This is a genomic window from Blastocatellia bacterium (assembly GCA_035573895.1).
Lineage (GTDB): Bacteria > Acidobacteriota > Blastocatellia > HR10 > HR10 > DATLZR01.
This window is the reverse complement of sequence record DATLZR010000019.1, coordinates 1-14,793: the sequence shown is the minus strand read 5'-3', so window position 1 is coordinate 14,793 and position 14,793 is coordinate 1. Positions and strand designations below refer to the sequence as shown.

The window sequence follows — 14,793 nt, the reverse complement described above, 5'->3', positions numbered from 1 at the left end:
GCATCGTCAACAGCACCGAACGCCCGTTAGGCTAGCACAGGTTACCGAATCGAGGCAACCAGTTTTTTCAGTTGGGCGAGATTGGCGGGATCGTCGTCGGGGGTCTTCTTCGGCGTTTCGAGAATGAAGGGACAATGGCCGAGTATCGGGTGATTGACGAGCACCCGGAAGCCCGTGAGGCCGATCTGACCCTGGCCGATGTGCCAGTGGCGATCGCGCCGACCGCCGAGTGGAATGCAGGTGTCATTGGCATGAATGACGGCAATGCGGTCCATGCCGACCGCCGAGTCAACACGCGACAGGAACTCCCCGACTCCGGCTTCCGTCGAAAGGTCGTATCCGGCAGCATAGGCATGAGCCGTATCGAGGCAAAGGCCCACCGGCAGATCATCGAGCCCCTCCAGAAGGTCGGCCAGTTGCTCAAGCGTCCGCCCGATCTGTCCGCCTTGACCGGCGGTGTTTTCGATGAGGATGGTCAGGCGGGTGAGGCGCAATCCTCGAACGGCTCGCCGAATTGCGTCACGACAATGGTGAATGCCCCTCTCGGCGGGTTGATCTTTGGCGCTTCCCGGATGGACGACGAGGTAGTCGGCCCGCAACTCGATGGCGCGCTCTAGCTCCCGGCGAAACGCCATGACCGATCTTTGACGAATGAGGGGATTGGGCGACGCCAGGTTGATGAGATAACCGCAATGGATCACAAGCGGCGTGATTCCCCCTCGCTCTCGGGCAACGAGAAAAGCGCGGACTTCGTCCTTGCTCAATGCATCGGCTGCCCACCCCCGCGGGTTGCCCGAGAAGATTTGCACTGTCGTGCAGCCCAATCGGGCAGCCTCGTCAATGGCGTTGGCCAGATGGCCCGAAATGGATGCATGTACTCCCAGGCGAATCATGGCGGGGACAGTGTACAGAGAGCCCCCTTCCTCTCCGAAATGAAACTGAAGGGCGAATCCTCCCATCTCCGATTATGCGCAGGCTCAAAAGCCCACGCCACATCACCGACATCGGTTGTTGTCCTGTTTCTGCGAATCCGTGCCTGCCGATCCGCGGCGGCGCGCAGGTGCAGCTCACGTTGGCACTCCCAGGCGCGGGAAAATATAGCGCGTCAGGATAATGTAGACGGCAATGAAAAGGATGATTGTCAGTACGTCCATCATCGCTCTCCTCACAGCCGACATTTTACGGGAGACCCCAAAAAAGGGAAAGACCTTTGCATTTTTCGTCTCCGTTTGCGACACTAAGAACCTTCGCACAGAGATCGCCCGTGCGCTCATGCATGCCACGAAGGATGAAGTTGCGTTTGCCGACGGATGAAAAAGGCCAACTGAGGAGCGATTCGTTGGAACCTTTCATCCGTTGGGAGATTATTTTCAAGGGAGGAAGTAATCGCTGAGTGTGCTCATGCGCTGACGCCTGGCACGATGTAAGGAACAAGCCGTCTTCGGAGGAGCTTTTCGCGGAGCGAGGGAGGACCACCCGGAAGCGAAGAGAACTTTTCCGCGTCATTTCGGGTGTCTCGCGGGCTATTGTTTGAGAAATCGGCATGTGCTCACGGATGTCACAAACAATGATCTTCCCGCCGATGCTGTGGGGACCTTTCATCTGTGGGCGAGGGATTTTCGAGGGAGAATCGGTGTGAATCGCCCACTTTCTCGGGAGGGGATGACGCGGTGGGTGCCCCCGATAATCTGGGGGGTGATGATCCTGGGATTTTCCGGCGACATGCTGGGGATGCCGCACACCTCGCGTTTCATCGTGCCGCTTTTGCAGTGGATGTTTCCCGAAGCATCGCCCGAGACGATCCTCCGGCTTCACGGTCTGGTGCGAAAGTTGGGCCATCTTGTTGAGTACGGTATTTTCGCCGCTCTTTGGTTTCGCGCCTTCCGGTGGGGAGCCTCCCACGCGTGGGACTGGCGGTGGGTGACTCGCCCGCTCGCTATCGTTGTGCCCTGGGCCATAGTGGACGAATACCGGCAAACGTGGACGGCAACGCGCAGCGGCACCTACAGCGACGTCGTTCTTGACGCAGTGGGCGCAGCGATGGCGCTGGGCTTCCTCACTCTCTTTGTCCGACGCCGATTCAGCCGGAGCACCGGCGTTCGGCCATCACCCGCGTCTGCGGGTAAGACCGTGGACGGCAACCATTGACGGCACGCGATCTTTCACCTATGGTGGATCCACTCTTTATCATTCAGGGACGAGGATGTCCCGAGGAGAGCGGCTATGAGACGACAACCGCAGGTGCATCGTGTGACAGCGAAGGGGATGATGATCGTGCTGTTGACTCTCTCCGTTGGTGTTCCGCTTCAGGCGCGGGCTCTTCCCCAGCTTGTCATTCAAGCCACATCAATTGACGACAGAAGCGGCGGCAATGGGGATCGCATCATTGATCCCGGCGAGACCATTGCCCTCACCATCACGGTGAAAAATAACGGAACGACGAGCGCGACGCGCATCTCCGGCGTGCTCTCGGTGTTCACGCCGGGCGTGTCGGTCATCACCAGCGTGGCCAGTTATCCCGATATTCCCGCCGGGACGTCGGCGGCCAACACCTCGCCGTTTGTCTTCAGCGTGAACCCGGCGGTGCCCCGGGGAACAACGATCAGCTTTCGCTTGTTCCTGGTCAGTAACGAGGGGACGTTTCAGGAATCGTTCACGCTTCGCATTCTTCAACTGATTACCACGACGTTCACGAGCGGGGACGTCCCCAAAGTCATCCCCGACGCGAGCCTCGTCGGATCCAACCTGGTGATCCCTTCCAATGTGACGATCTTCGACCTCGATGTTGAGCTGACCATCACCCACACGGCGGATGCTGACCTGGCGGTCTTTCTCGTTTCTCCCGCGAACACAGTCGTGCGACTTTTTGGCGGCGTCGGTGGCTTCGGGAATAACTTCACCAACACGATTCTCGACGACGAAGCAACGGTCCCGATCGCGGCGGGATCGGCCCCCTTCACCGGGCGGTTTCAGCCCGAACAGTCGCTATCGGCCTTCGACGGGGAAAGCTCCTTCGGTGTCTGGACGCTCATCATCCGCGATAGTCGGTCGGGCAACACCGGAGCGCTCATCTCCTGGCGACTCGTCCTGACGAGCGAAGCACCGCCTACGCGCAAGACGCTGTTTGCGAGCACCGATGTCCCTAAAGACATCCTTGAATTTCAATCTTCGCCTCCGGCCTTTAATCCGACGATCACATCGCGGCTGGTCGTTTCGGAAGCGCTTCCCATCGCCGATCTCGATGTTCGCGTCACCATCAATCACCCCAATGTGTCCGAACTTCAGATGACTCTCGTTGCCCCGGACGGTACGCGGGTGCCGCTGGTGACTGGCGTTGGGGGAGGGGCTCACTTCACCGACACGATCTTCGACGATGAAGCTGCCACAGTCATCACCGGAGGATCGGCTCCGTACACGGGGCGATTCAAGCCTCAAGGAAGCCTGGCGACGTTCGATAGCCTGGCCAATGCGGCTGGTACCTGGACGCTGGAAGTGAGGGACACATCGTTTCCACCCAATAACGTCATTCCCGGTCGGCTCCTGTCCTGGGACATAACCATTACGACGACCTCGCCCGGCACGTCGCGCACACCGTATGAGAGCACCAACGTTCCGCTTCATATCAACGAGGCCGTCGGGCCTTCCCCGGTCACCACATCCACGCTGACGATCAGCGACAGCTTCACCATCACCGATCTCGATGTGCAACTGACGATTGATCACAACCGCGTATCCGATCTGGAAGTGGCGCTCGTCGGGCCGGACGGCACACGCGTCGTGCTCCTGTCCGGTGCTGGCTCCGGCGTGAACTATACCGATACGATTCTCGACGATAGCGCGGCCCAGCCCATCGGTTCGGGATCGGCTCCCCACACAGGACGATTCCGTCCCCAATCCCCGCTGTCGGTCTTCAACGGGAAGGATTCGCTGGGGACCTGGCGATTGGAGGTACGGGATCGGCAGTTCAACCTGGTGGAGGGCGATCTGATCTTCTGGCAGATCATCCTCACCCACACCTGAGCCCGGGCGACTGGACGCGCACCGGACCGGGTTCAGAAGTTATTTGTCTTCATGTTCTCGCTGATTTCTCGCCGGAGATAGTCGGCGGCGGCTTCGGGCGGGGTGGGATTGATGAAAAGCCCCGCTCCCCACTCAAATCCGGCGATGCGGGTCAGACGGGGAACAATCTCGATGTGCCAGTGATAATCAAACTCGATGGAACTCCAGTAATCGGCATGTCCCGGTCGCTTGAAGGGAGGCGGGCTCGTGTGGAGGACGAAATTGTAGGGGGGATCATTCAAGAGATTCTTGAGCGAGAGCAGGCTGACTTTCACGACCGGGGCGAGCGCCCGAAGTTCCTCATCGCTCAAGCGGGAGAAATCATGCCCGTGGTGCACGGGCAGGACCCACGTCTCGAAGGGGAACGACGAAGCAAACGGTGCCCAGACGAGGAAGTCGTCGCTCTGATAGACGATGCGTTCGCCCTGACTTCGCTCCTGACGAATGAGATCACAGATGAAGCATCGTTCCTTGGTGACGAAATGTTCCCGGCAGATTTTCAGCTCTTGCTTGACGGTGGGCGGCACCATTGGCGTGGCGATGAGCTGCGAGTGAGTGTGAACGAGGGAAGCACCGGCTTCCCGCTTATGGTTTTTGAAGACGAGGATATAGCGCAGCCGGGAATCACGATAAAGGTCGCGGATCCGCTCTCGATAACACCAGAGCACGTCGGTGATCCACTCGACGGGGAGATCGGCCAAGCTCTTGGTGTGATCGGGGGTCTCGATGATCACTTCATGGGCGCCCGCTCCACTGACGACATCGAAGATGCCGACGCCATAGCGCACTGCCTGATCCTCGATGCGCAGAGCGGGAAACTTATTGGGGACGACGCGGACGCGCCAGCCCGGCGTGTTCGGTGGCGTGCCCGCCGGTCGGATGGCTTGAATCTCCGAGGGCGTCTTGGCCTCGTTCCCCTCGCAGAAGGGACAGGCCGCCGCGTGCGTATCGCCGGATTCTCCGGCTCCCGTTTCGATCAGATAGTCGCTCGGTCGTCGCGCCCGGTCCGGCACAATGATGACCCATCGGTCTCGTAGCGGATCGAATCGCAGTTCACGCATGACTTATTCCTTCCTTCCCCGAATGACTCCTCTGGCTCACACACACCAATTCTCACTCTCGAAATCTCGCTCGGGCATAGTGAGTTTCACCACTCCGCCAGGGGGGTAGCGTTCCAGTTCCCCATCGCGGCGCAGGATCAGCACGAGATCGAAACTCTCGCCGAAGGCGAGACCGACCTCGGCCAGACCGATCTTCAGCTCCACGATGTCCTTCACTGCCGCTTGTTCCGATCGTGTCTGTGCGCCAACCTCCAGCGTCTTCCCTCCCCGCGCCGAATAAATTTCCACTCTCAGCGTCGAATCGGCCAAAACTTTACTGGCTTTCTCCCGAAAATCAACCCTGAGGAAAAGATTCTCCTCATCACATCCGAAGTAGAGCCAGGTCAGGAACGACTGCGCGGGGGCCATCGGACCGCGGGATTGAAGATTGAGCAGTCCCGCCGGCTGCCACTCGAAGTAATGGGAGTCGCGTCCGTCAAGGATTGGCCGCAGGAAAGCTACCGGCGTGCGCACCAGGGCTCCCATGTGGATGCCCACCGGAGCTTCCAGATAGGATGGAGCATCCACGCCGACTCCACTGTAGATGTTGCGGAGATGAGTGCGGAAGAGCCAGTCGAAAACCGGGTCGTGAGGACTGTGATGGGGCTCGCCGAACCACCAGAACCAGTCGCTGCCCTCCGCCGCCCACAGCGACCGCCGCGCCAGCTCCATATCCCTGGCCCCATGCTGAGCCGCTTCGTCCAGCACGCGGCGGGCGCGTTCCAGGTAGAGCCAGGCGGTATTTTTCTCCGAATCGCCGATCCAGGTGTTGAAGTTCGCTCCGATCCAGGATCCCGGATGAATACGGGTGAGCTGTCCTCGCAGGGAGACTTTCTGCATGGCTTGACTGAAGGTGAGCGTCTCGATCCACGACTCTCGTTCGATGCGCCGATAGAGCGCCGTGAGAAAATCATAGCCGTTAGCCCGATAGTGCTCCCAGGGATTTTCCCCGTCGAGGATGATGGAGACCACCGCCTGAGGATGTGTTTGCTCAATGACCCGCAATCGGCTGATGAAATCCTCAACTGCTTCTTCCTCCCGCCAATGAGAGTAGACAAAGCCGATGAGATCAGACAGACCGTGATCGCGGAAAAACAGCGTCAGGGTTCGCTCCCGATCCCGGTAAAGATAGGGCCGGAAATGGGCCCCGGATCGGGGGACATCCGGAGGCAAGCTGCGCTCCAGCACGCCACTGTCGCTGGCGGTCCAGGAAATGCCACACTCACCGAGGATCGCCAGCGCCGTATCGCTCACCGCTCCTTCGGCTGGCCAAACGCCCACGGGCCGTCGCCCCAGAATCATCTCGCACGCATCCAGGGCTTGACGAGTCTGCTCTCGGGCATCTTCGGGATGACGGAACGTTACGTCACCGAGCTTAATCTCCGGATCGGAGGCGCGGGCAATGCGGGCATCGCATAACAAAGGCAGGATCGGATGATAGTACGGCGTGGTGGAAATCTCGATGCGTCCATCATCCCAGAGAGACCGGAAGAGGGGAATCGTCGAGCGGAAGATCCACACCATTTTGTCGTAGAGCTGCTGTTTATCCCCTTCGGTATAGCCTCGGCCTTTCTCGACCATCCGCCGAATCTCCGAATCCTCTCGCCGCATGCTCTCGCCCATCCAGGCGAGATGAAAGAGCACCTGAAGATCGCGCACATCGTCATCGCTCCACGGCCGATGTTCCATCTTCTTCACATACAGCTCACGATATCGTGCGTGCGAGTGAATGCGCTGGAGATTGAGATGAAAAAAGTTCTCGATGAGAAATTCCTTCTCTCCCCCCTCCATCCTCTCCGGCGGCTTCAAAAAAAGCTCCAGGAAGGAGTCGAGCGCTCGCCCCGCGGCATAATCGGTAATACTTTCAAGCAGACTGGGAACAAGGTTGAACGTCACCCTCAACCGGGGAAAGGATGCGACAATTCGCGCCATCTCAAAATAGTCCTTCGTCGTGTGCAGGTACGCCCAGGGAAGCCAATATCGCCCAGAGGCATAATCCTTGTACATCGGTTGGTGGAGGTGCCAGAGGAAAAGGAGCTTCATGGGTCATTACCTCATCGAGCTATCCACGGCTAAAAAGTAACACCAATGGCCCGATTCCGCAATCACTTGAGGACGGCGCCTGAAATGAGGCCCGGAAGACGAGATCAGGAGATCCTTTCGTTTCCCAGGGTGATTGTGTTTCCAGGACTGATTTTGAAGAACCGGGTTCCCGGTCTACCTGATGCAACCAGGGGAACTGTATCCTTTCAGGAGAGTTCGCCAAAGCGCTCACGGTAGCGACGGAGCAGGGCTTCGAGTTCGGCAGCACGCCGCGCCGCTTCTTCGGCCTGCCGACGTGCCTCTTCGGCCTGCCGACGTGCCTCCGCGGCTTGCTGCTCGGCCTCTTCGGCCCGCTGTTGTTGCTGCGCTGCCAGCTCTTGGGGTGTGGGCAGCAGTTCTCCCTCTAACGTCGCCCAGCGCAGCCATCGTGCCGGAACATCTTTGTATGTTCCCTCCCACCGCACCAGCGCCAGCTTCACCTGCTGGCTGATCAGCCGATCCTGTGCATCCGGTTCAATCGGCTCATAGACCCCTTCTCGCAGGGCAAACCCCGCCCACTCGCCACTGAACGGATCGTACCAGAAATACTCCGGCACCCGCAGACGATCCTGGTAAATCTGCTTCTTCTCCCCTTTGTCCCGGGCCGCCGTACTCTCGGACAGAAGCTCGATCACCACATCCGGTCCCTTCCCTTCCTGCCACACCACCCAGCTTTTGCGCTCTCTCTTGGGCACCCCCAAAACGATGAAAAAGTCGGGCCCCCGAAAATCCTGCCGCCGCACCTGCTCCAAACTGAAATACATGAACATATTGCCCCCCACGAAAACGTCCTGCCGCTCGGCCCAATACAGAAGCAGCGGATCCATCAACAAGTCCAGTTGCAGCACGTGGCGTTGCGTCTCCATCGGGATCCCATCGTCGCAGGGAAGCTCATCTTCCGTCGGAGGCCATTCGATCTCGGCCATCGGCATTTCTGGTGCAGTCATTTCAGCCATACTCGCTAGCTTCTGCCCGTAACAGCGCCTATCTTACTCCCTCTCTTCCCCCAAGACAAGCCACCCGAACTGACGCATGGCCGAGCGTGAAGCAGAAACCGTCTCGGCTGTGCCAGCATCTCGACCCACCGACCGAACCGAACGCGCACGCCGGGCAGCAGGGCCAGGAGACCAACTCCAGGTCTGATCGGTGAGAGTTCACAGGGAACTCAAGTTTCGCATGACCATATGAGTCAACCGCTTATCGCATCCCCTGCGGCAGGACCTTTCCGTCTCACCACCAGCCGTGCGCCCAACCAACAAATCAGACCGAGCGCTACTCCACTCACCAATCCGATGACGGGCGCGAGAACGAGGACAAAATATCGCGCGCCCAGGCCGCTTGGCACGCGGGAGAATTGCTCGGCGACCTCGGGATTACTGGCCAGGTAAGTCGAGAAGAAGAGAAACTGCACGACCGGAGCGAGGCCGCCTCCAATCAATCCCACGAAGAACCCGTGGAGCAACGGGCGCGTCTGCGCCTTCCTGACGATCACTACCGTAGCAAGCGCCGCGAAGACCAGCCACAGTACACCTTCGGATCCCCTCGTTAAACCCAACACGGACGCGCCTCCCATGAGAACGCCTAACCCGCTCAGCGAAACGATCAGTTTCCAGTTCATGCCGATTGTCTCCCGTGAAAAATAATCTCCCAGCGGATGAAAGGTTCCAACGGATCACTCATCAGTCGGCACCTTCCATCCGCTGGCAAATGCATTTTCGTTTCTCGTGCATGAGCACATGGGCGACGCTTGTGAAAAAGAGCGCGCGAAGCACGCCAACCTGTTGCGAAGATCTCCGCCCGATGGACATCCCTTGGTACTTTTCCATTTCTTCGTCAACCTCGGGCCATTGAGATACACCCTGATGACGTTGCACGAAGCGCGTCGAGCACCTGTTTCCACCCTGTGAACTCCGCAGCAGGAAATTTCGGGAGCGCCGCTTTTGCTTTGTGTTCCCACGAACTTTTCGCCCAAGAAGCTCAAAAGATGGGCGGCAAGGCATCAGCCCTTGCCAGTGTTTCCTCCAGGCTCCAGGTTGCATGGACATTGATAGTATTCCACTGAACGAGGCGCGCCCCCATGATAAACTGGTGGACTCTTTCAACATCTGGCGACTCGATCACGGCAAGGACCTGGTGCTCAGGTCCGCAGACGTTCAAGCTGATGATTGTGATCCCAAGCCGTTGGGCCAGGTGGGGAATCTCTTTCGCACTCTCTTTGAGCAGTCCCCGGATCTTGGCGTTTGAGGTTGGACACAAGTTCGGTGTATGGTGGGCGATCACGACAAATTGCATAATTATCCTCCTCTTTCTTGCGAATCTAGCAGCGTTATGGGCCATCGCGCTCGGCCTCAAGAACCCGTTAACTCCTGACTTCGCCTGAACCCGCCAAATACACGATCGGCGAAAACGAGCGTAGGTCAGCCACCGCACGGGAGATCCACGAATCTACCGGCGATGCCTTTCTTCTTTCTGTCGGTTTTGGCGTGCTTGGCAGCCATCACTCCTTTCCACCGATGATGCACATAGCTTATGCGTCTACCAGATCGAAGTACCTGATGCCGGGCGTGGCTTCGAGCATGCCGTTCAGCAATGACACCTGCTTCTGTGCGCCAGGCCAGGTATCGCACCTTGTGCACTTTGGTCTTCACGGTACTCCCACCCCAATAAAGTACGGCCATAGCTGCTGTGGGCCATGATGCCCTGACATTCCTCATAGTAGCAGGGGTTTCAGGAAGCAACTGCGCCGGTGCTGCCTCCAGGCGGTTGACCGCCTCCACCTTCGCTTGCCTTCGACGAGAACCGGAATCGCCATAGAGCCTTCTTTGAAAAATTCCCTCACGTTTCATCCGTGGGCGATTCTGATTTTCACGATTTCAGGGTAGAAGCCCGTACTCCATGAATAACTCTCCCGAAAATCTCTATGAGCGCAGCCATCTTAGCCTGCTTGGCTTGGCCTGTGAGAAGCATGCCGGAAGTGGACGTCCCCTCAGTTTGACCCATGCCGGGGACCACTGTGAGATTAGGGACGGGTGGGCCGAGCGCCCTGAGGCGAAGCCGTGCTCTGCCGGCGGAGCGAAACAGTGACCCACCTGGCCCCTGATTCATTACCGAAACGCTCTCCCTCTCACCACCTGTTACCGCACAGGGGGTGATCCCTCACCGCCTTGAAACCGGTCGAATGCTATCACGTGCCTTTTGGGGAAGGCAAGGTGTGCCTTCGACGCTCTGAGCTGACTTCGCTCTCGTGTGAGACATCCTGGTTGGTCCCGGGAATTGCTCATGGGGAGGGGCTATGAAAAATCTCACCACGGATGAACACGGACCACGGAGTGGCAGGAAATCCCGGTGAAGTGGAAAGTGATCAGGTGGCGTGAGGGTTGAGCGGGTGGGAAGATTTTTGTGCAAAATGGCCAAGGCAACGGGCAAAAGAGACGGGGCAGGAGGGCAAAACCCGGGGGTGGGCGCTAACTTCCGTCAGATCAGACGATTCTCTCGCCGGGAATTCCTCGAATCGTGCTCCTCTGTGTGTATCCGTGGCAATTTACGGGAGAGTGGTCGGGACGACTGGATTTGAACCAGCGACCTCTTGCACCCCAAGCAAGCGCGCTAACCAGGCTGCGCCACGTCCCGACCCTTCGTCATCTCTTCGTTCGGGACGTGATTATATCATTGTCCCGCAGCATTGCCAACAACTCTTCCAGGCCGCGTCGAATCTGGCTCAGGGCTTCGAGGCTTCGAGAGGGAGGCTCGATCTCAGACGGAGCGGATGCATCGAGGGTGTCGTTGGACGTATCGGACGAGACGACTTTGAAGCGGGTTTCAGCGGCCAGACGGCGTTTGGCTCCGGCGATGGTGAACTTCTCCTCGTAGAGCAGTTTCTTGATCTTGAGGACGATTTCGATGTCACGACGCTTGTACACACGCTGTCCCGAGCGGTTCTTCTCGGGAGCGAGTTGAGGGAACTCCGTCTCCCAGTAGCGGAGCACATGGGGTTGAATTCCCGTGATCTGGCAGACCTCGCCGATTTTGAAATACAGCTTATCCGGTATGGCCGTAAGCGGTTGCTGCATGGTCGTCGTCTCCCGATGAAACGATCCCCGGCACGAGGCATCAGCGCAGCGCCCGCGCCGGGCGATAAAGCAAGATTCGCGTCATCGGTTTTTTGCCAGGCGCGGGGCGACGACCCCGACGCGACCGGCGTTCAACTACCTCCATAACTCCCAGCCGACCGAGACATACCTTATGACCGTCGGCGAGCCGTCGTTTGATGATGTCCAGGATCAAATCCACCGTTGCCGTTGCCTCACGGGCCGACAGTCCCCCATGACGATGATAAACAGCGCGTGCTAGATCGGCCTTGGTCATGCTCCTTCATCCCCGTCTTCGGCGTCCTATCTTACGCATTTCCCTCAGGACTGTCAACAAGGGTGTCTGTCTTGACCTTAGGCTTTGCCTTCGGCTAGCCTTAGCGTCCGCGCACCCCTGACGCAACCATACATCACGGGGGGAGCCGATAATGTGCCGGGAGCAGGATCGTGACCGATGAGTCGGACGACGGTGAAATTCTTGATCTGGCTGGCCATCGCCCTCGTCCTCAGCGCATGGTTTCTCCATCGGCTGGAGTGGCAGGCCGTGCGGGACAGTTTTGGCCAGATGAATGTCGGTCTGATTCTGGTGGCGATGTGCCCGATCGCTCTCACCTACCTGGTGAGATCCCTCCGGTGGCGGGTATTTCTGGCTCCCATCGGAACGGCCTCGGTGAGAAATCTCTTCGCCGCTAATGTCGTCGGATATTCTGCCATCTTTCTCGTGGGTCGCGTCGGCGAAGCCGTACGTCCCGTGATCCTCAGTCTGCGTGAGCACATTCGCCCAAGTGCCAGCGTCGCCACGCTTCTGGTCGAACGCCTCTATGATATGGTGACCGTTGGTGTGATCTTCGCCCTGGATCTGACGGCCTGGTCAGAACCCCAAACAGCGGACTTCCACTCCTGGCAAGCTTTGAAAACCACGGGCTCGATCCTGTTGTTGGTTGCGCTGGGAGGAGTGTGGGGTCTCTCGATGTTTCGTCGTCACGCCCCTGGAGTTCTCACCTTTGTCGAAGAGCACGTGGGGTGGCTGCCGACATCCCTTCGCGTCATCCTTCTCCACCTTCTCGGCCATCTGGCCGAAGGATTGTATGTCTTGCACGACCTCCGGGGGCTGGCCGTGACGCTCGGTTACACGTTGCTTGTCTGGGGATTGGTCGTGATCAGCTTCTTTTGCGTGGGTCTGGCGTTTGGCCTGAACCTATCGCTCGGGTCCATCCTGTTCGTCCTGGGATTTGCCATGATCGGATCACTGGTGCCGACGCCCGGCGGCTCCGCCGGAGCCTTTCATACCACGACGATGGCCGGGCTCATGCTGGTCGGAGTGGAAAAGAATCTGGCGGCGAGCGTGGCCATCATGCTTCATATCGTCAGTTTTGGAACGGCCGTGCTCTTTGGGCCCTACTTCCTCATCCGCGATAGACTCTCGCTGGGGAAACTCCGTCGCCTGGTCGAGAGCGAATTCCACGTCCCGGAGTCAAGGAGAACAGTGAGGATGGCAAAGAGGGCCGATCAACCGGCTCATCAGGATGTCACCCCCTGCGTTTAGCCGAGTGTAGTACGGTGGAGTGAAGCTTATGAAATGCCCCTTCTGTGGATACTTCGAGGATAAGGTGGTGGATTCCCGCGAATCGCGGGAAGGGGATTCGATCCGTCGGCGACGAGAATGCCTCAAGTGCGGTCGTCGCTTCACCAGCTACGAACGGATTGACGAGGTCCCCTACATGGTCATCAAGAAGGACGGACGGCGGGAGCCCTTTGATCGGCAAAAGGTCCTGGCCGGCATCATGAAAGCCTGTGAGAAACGTCCTATCCCCATGGCCAAGATCGAGGGGATTGTTGACGCCGTTGATGCCTACGTGCGCAGCTCGCCCGACCGAGAACGCCCAACGCAAAAGATCGGCGAGCTGATCATGCGCCGATTAAAAGAACTCGACAAAGTGGCCTATGTGCGGTTCGCCTCGGTTTACCTCGAATTTCAGGATGTCTCGGAATTCATGCAGGAATTGAAACGGCTGGTGAAAAAGAAGGAGCCGAAATCCACCCGTCGCACCGGACGCTAACACCCCCTCCACGGGAATGAACCAAAACTCCTCGCCCGTCCGGCCCACACAAACGGGCTGTCGGGATCCACTCATGCTGGAAGTCTTGACGCCGCAGGGTCTCTCCCACTTGCCGTCGGCCCGCTCCCCGCTTCTCGAAATGGAATTTCGCCAGAGTAACGTGATCTCCGAGTGATCGTTCGGCGCAAGTGAACGTCGAAGGGAAAACGTGAAGGGGGCAGGATATAAGAGCCTGGGGCGACCTTTAAGAACGGGAGAACGCCCTCGACCTTAAGCCCTGAAAGGGCATGAGCCCCTTTCATTTCGCCCTTCGAGGCCAATCGTGCCGTCGGCGGCTCCTCCAGGCGCGTAATGCCGGGCTACTGGGGCCACCCCTTCGAGGGCTGTGGCCCCATTTTTTCGCTCCGATGACCGATTTCCCCGAAGCGCATTCTGACCATTTCCCTGCGGCCGATCGGCAAGCCTGAAGACAGCGTCAGGGGAGCGCGACCCGCTCCGAACGGCCATAGTAAATGCCGTTGAACAAGAATTTGAAACTCGCGTGTGGCTGCCCCCGGAACGTGATCTCCGGGCCGAAGAGGAAGAGCTTGCCTTTGCCCACCGTTGCATCAATCACGGCCACGCCGTCCTGAAGATATTTCTGGCCGAGCGCCCAGCCGCTGCGCAGCGGGCTCCCCGTATCAAACCAGGCGACGGGTTTCACCCCACCGAGAGCCGCTTCCGGTTTCAACCGAAACACAGGGCTATTGTCGAAGAAGACGTCGAGGCGTTCGCTCATACCGTAGGCCAGCGGATTAGATGTGTCCACGCGAACCTGGAGCAGCGATCCGGGGATATAAAACTTCTCTCGCGGCAGGGGCCGTTCGGTTCCGTCAGCCAGTCGTTCGACCAGAGCATTAGCGATGGGAAGACCGAGGTGATATCCCAGACTGGTCGAGCTGCCGATGACGAGAATCGTGCCGCCCTCGGAGAGGAATCGGCGAAGCTGAGGGACCGTTTGTGCCACTGTCACCATCCCCAGACGATCCCGATATTCTTCGGGGATGGTTTGTGGATCAGGCATGCTGCCGAACCCTTCACCTCCACGGGAATCGCGGGCGGGAATCGCGCCAGTGACGAAGATCAGCACGTCAAATTTCTCCGCCAGATTCCCGGCGTCGAGCGTCGGCGGATAAACGACCGTGAAGGGGAACTCGAACTGTTCGAGGAGCCAGCGCACCCAGCCCGAGGGCATTGAGCCCCCGTAGCGATCCCACAATCCAATGCGTACCGGTCGCAAGCGGAAAGCATCGCCCGAGGGACGCACGGTCGTCGCGTCAAAATTCAATCCAAGATCCCGCGCCAGCTTTTCCAGCTTCGCCGGTGTCGCCGGCGTGGCAGGGATATAAATCGTTCCCGGCGGGT

At 58.7% G+C, this 14,793-nt stretch carries 13 protein-coding genes and 1 tRNA gene; 4 read left to right on the top strand and 10 right to left on the bottom strand.

Annotated features, from left to right (window positions below; all coding sequences use genetic code 11):
- Nucleotides 1–41: 41 nt before the first annotated feature.
- The gene (locus VNM72_02295; protein HXF04228.1) at nucleotides 42–893 is read right to left on the bottom strand and encodes a deoxyribonuclease IV; all 852 of its coding nucleotides are present in this window, start codon (nucleotides 891–893) and stop codon (nucleotides 42–44) included.
- Nucleotides 894–1,662: 769 nt separating this feature from the next.
- Between VNM72_02295 and VNM72_02290 the strand changes: the two genes are divergently transcribed.
- Together VNM72_02290 and VNM72_02285 are read left to right on the top strand one after the other, a co-directional pair.
- Nucleotides 1,663–2,148, top strand: coding sequence for a VanZ family protein (locus VNM72_02290; GenBank protein ID HXF04227.1), 486 nt, complete (start codon nucleotides 1,663–1,665; stop codon nucleotides 2,146–2,148).
- 75 nt (nucleotides 2,149–2,223) lie between these two features.
- Nucleotides 2,224–4,020, top strand: a complete 1,797-nt coding sequence (locus VNM72_02285) for a proprotein convertase P-domain-containing protein (protein HXF04226.1) — start codon at nucleotides 2,224–2,226, stop codon at nucleotides 4,018–4,020.
- A 32-nt stretch (nucleotides 4,021–4,052) separates the two neighbouring features.
- On the opposite strand, the gene galT is transcribed toward VNM72_02285, so the two are convergent.
- The 8 genes from galT to VNM72_02245 form a co-directional block, all read right to left on the bottom strand.
- Nucleotides 4,053–5,120 carry a galactose-1-phosphate uridylyltransferase gene (galT, locus tag VNM72_02280; GenBank protein HXF04225.1) on the bottom strand — a complete coding sequence of 356 codons (1,068 nt, stop codon included), beginning with the start codon at nucleotides 5,118–5,120 and terminating at the stop codon, nucleotides 4,053–4,055.
- A gap of 36 nt (nucleotides 5,121–5,156) precedes the next feature.
- Complete coding sequence (locus VNM72_02275) at nucleotides 5,157–7,202, bottom strand: glycoside hydrolase family 57 protein (GenBank protein HXF04224.1); 2,046 nt, start codon at nucleotides 7,200–7,202, stop codon at nucleotides 5,157–5,159.
- Between the two features lie 206 nt (nucleotides 7,203–7,408).
- A complete protein-coding gene (locus VNM72_02270; protein HXF04223.1) occupies nucleotides 7,409–8,197 on the bottom strand; it encodes a Uma2 family endonuclease in 789 nt (262 codons plus the stop codon).
- Between the two features lie 233 nt (nucleotides 8,198–8,430).
- The gene (locus VNM72_02265; GenBank protein ID HXF04222.1) at nucleotides 8,431–8,859 is read right to left on the bottom strand and encodes a hypothetical protein; all 429 of its coding nucleotides are present in this window, start codon (nucleotides 8,857–8,859) and stop codon (nucleotides 8,431–8,433) included.
- A gap of 359 nt (nucleotides 8,860–9,218) precedes the next feature.
- A complete protein-coding gene (locus tag VNM72_02260) occupies nucleotides 9,219–9,533 on the bottom strand; it encodes a hypothetical protein (protein HXF04221.1) in 315 nt (104 codons plus the stop codon).
- 1,260 nt (nucleotides 9,534–10,793) lie between these two features.
- A tRNA-Pro gene (locus VNM72_02255) sits at nucleotides 10,794–10,871 on the bottom strand.
- 8 nt (nucleotides 10,872–10,879) lie between these two features.
- Complete coding sequence (locus VNM72_02250; GenBank protein ID HXF04220.1) at nucleotides 10,880–11,311, bottom strand: MerR family transcriptional regulator; 432 nt, start codon at nucleotides 11,309–11,311, stop codon at nucleotides 10,880–10,882.
- Between the two features lie 40 nt (nucleotides 11,312–11,351).
- Nucleotides 11,352–11,606 (bottom strand): HU family DNA-binding protein, encoded by a 255-nt coding sequence (locus tag VNM72_02245; protein HXF04219.1) that lies wholly within the window; start codon nucleotides 11,604–11,606, stop codon nucleotides 11,352–11,354.
- 177 nt (nucleotides 11,607–11,783) lie between these two features.
- On the opposite strand from VNM72_02245, the gene VNM72_02240 reads away from it, so the two are divergent.
- Together VNM72_02240 and nrdR are read left to right on the top strand one after the other, a co-directional pair.
- Complete coding sequence (locus VNM72_02240; protein HXF04218.1) at nucleotides 11,784–12,875, top strand: lysylphosphatidylglycerol synthase transmembrane domain-containing protein; 1,092 nt, start codon at nucleotides 11,784–11,786, stop codon at nucleotides 12,873–12,875.
- Nucleotides 12,876–12,903: 28 nt separating this feature from the next.
- On the top strand, nucleotides 12,904–13,389 hold the full coding sequence (gene nrdR / locus VNM72_02235) for a transcriptional regulator NrdR (protein ID HXF04217.1): 486 nt from the start codon (nucleotides 12,904–12,906) through the stop codon (nucleotides 13,387–13,389).
- Nucleotides 13,390–13,864: 475 nt separating this feature from the next.
- On the opposite strand, the gene VNM72_02230 is transcribed toward nrdR, so the two are convergent.
- Nucleotides 13,865–14,793, bottom strand: a 929-nt coding sequence (locus tag VNM72_02230; GenBank protein ID HXF04216.1) for a peptidase, incomplete at its 5' end; no start/stop codon positions are given.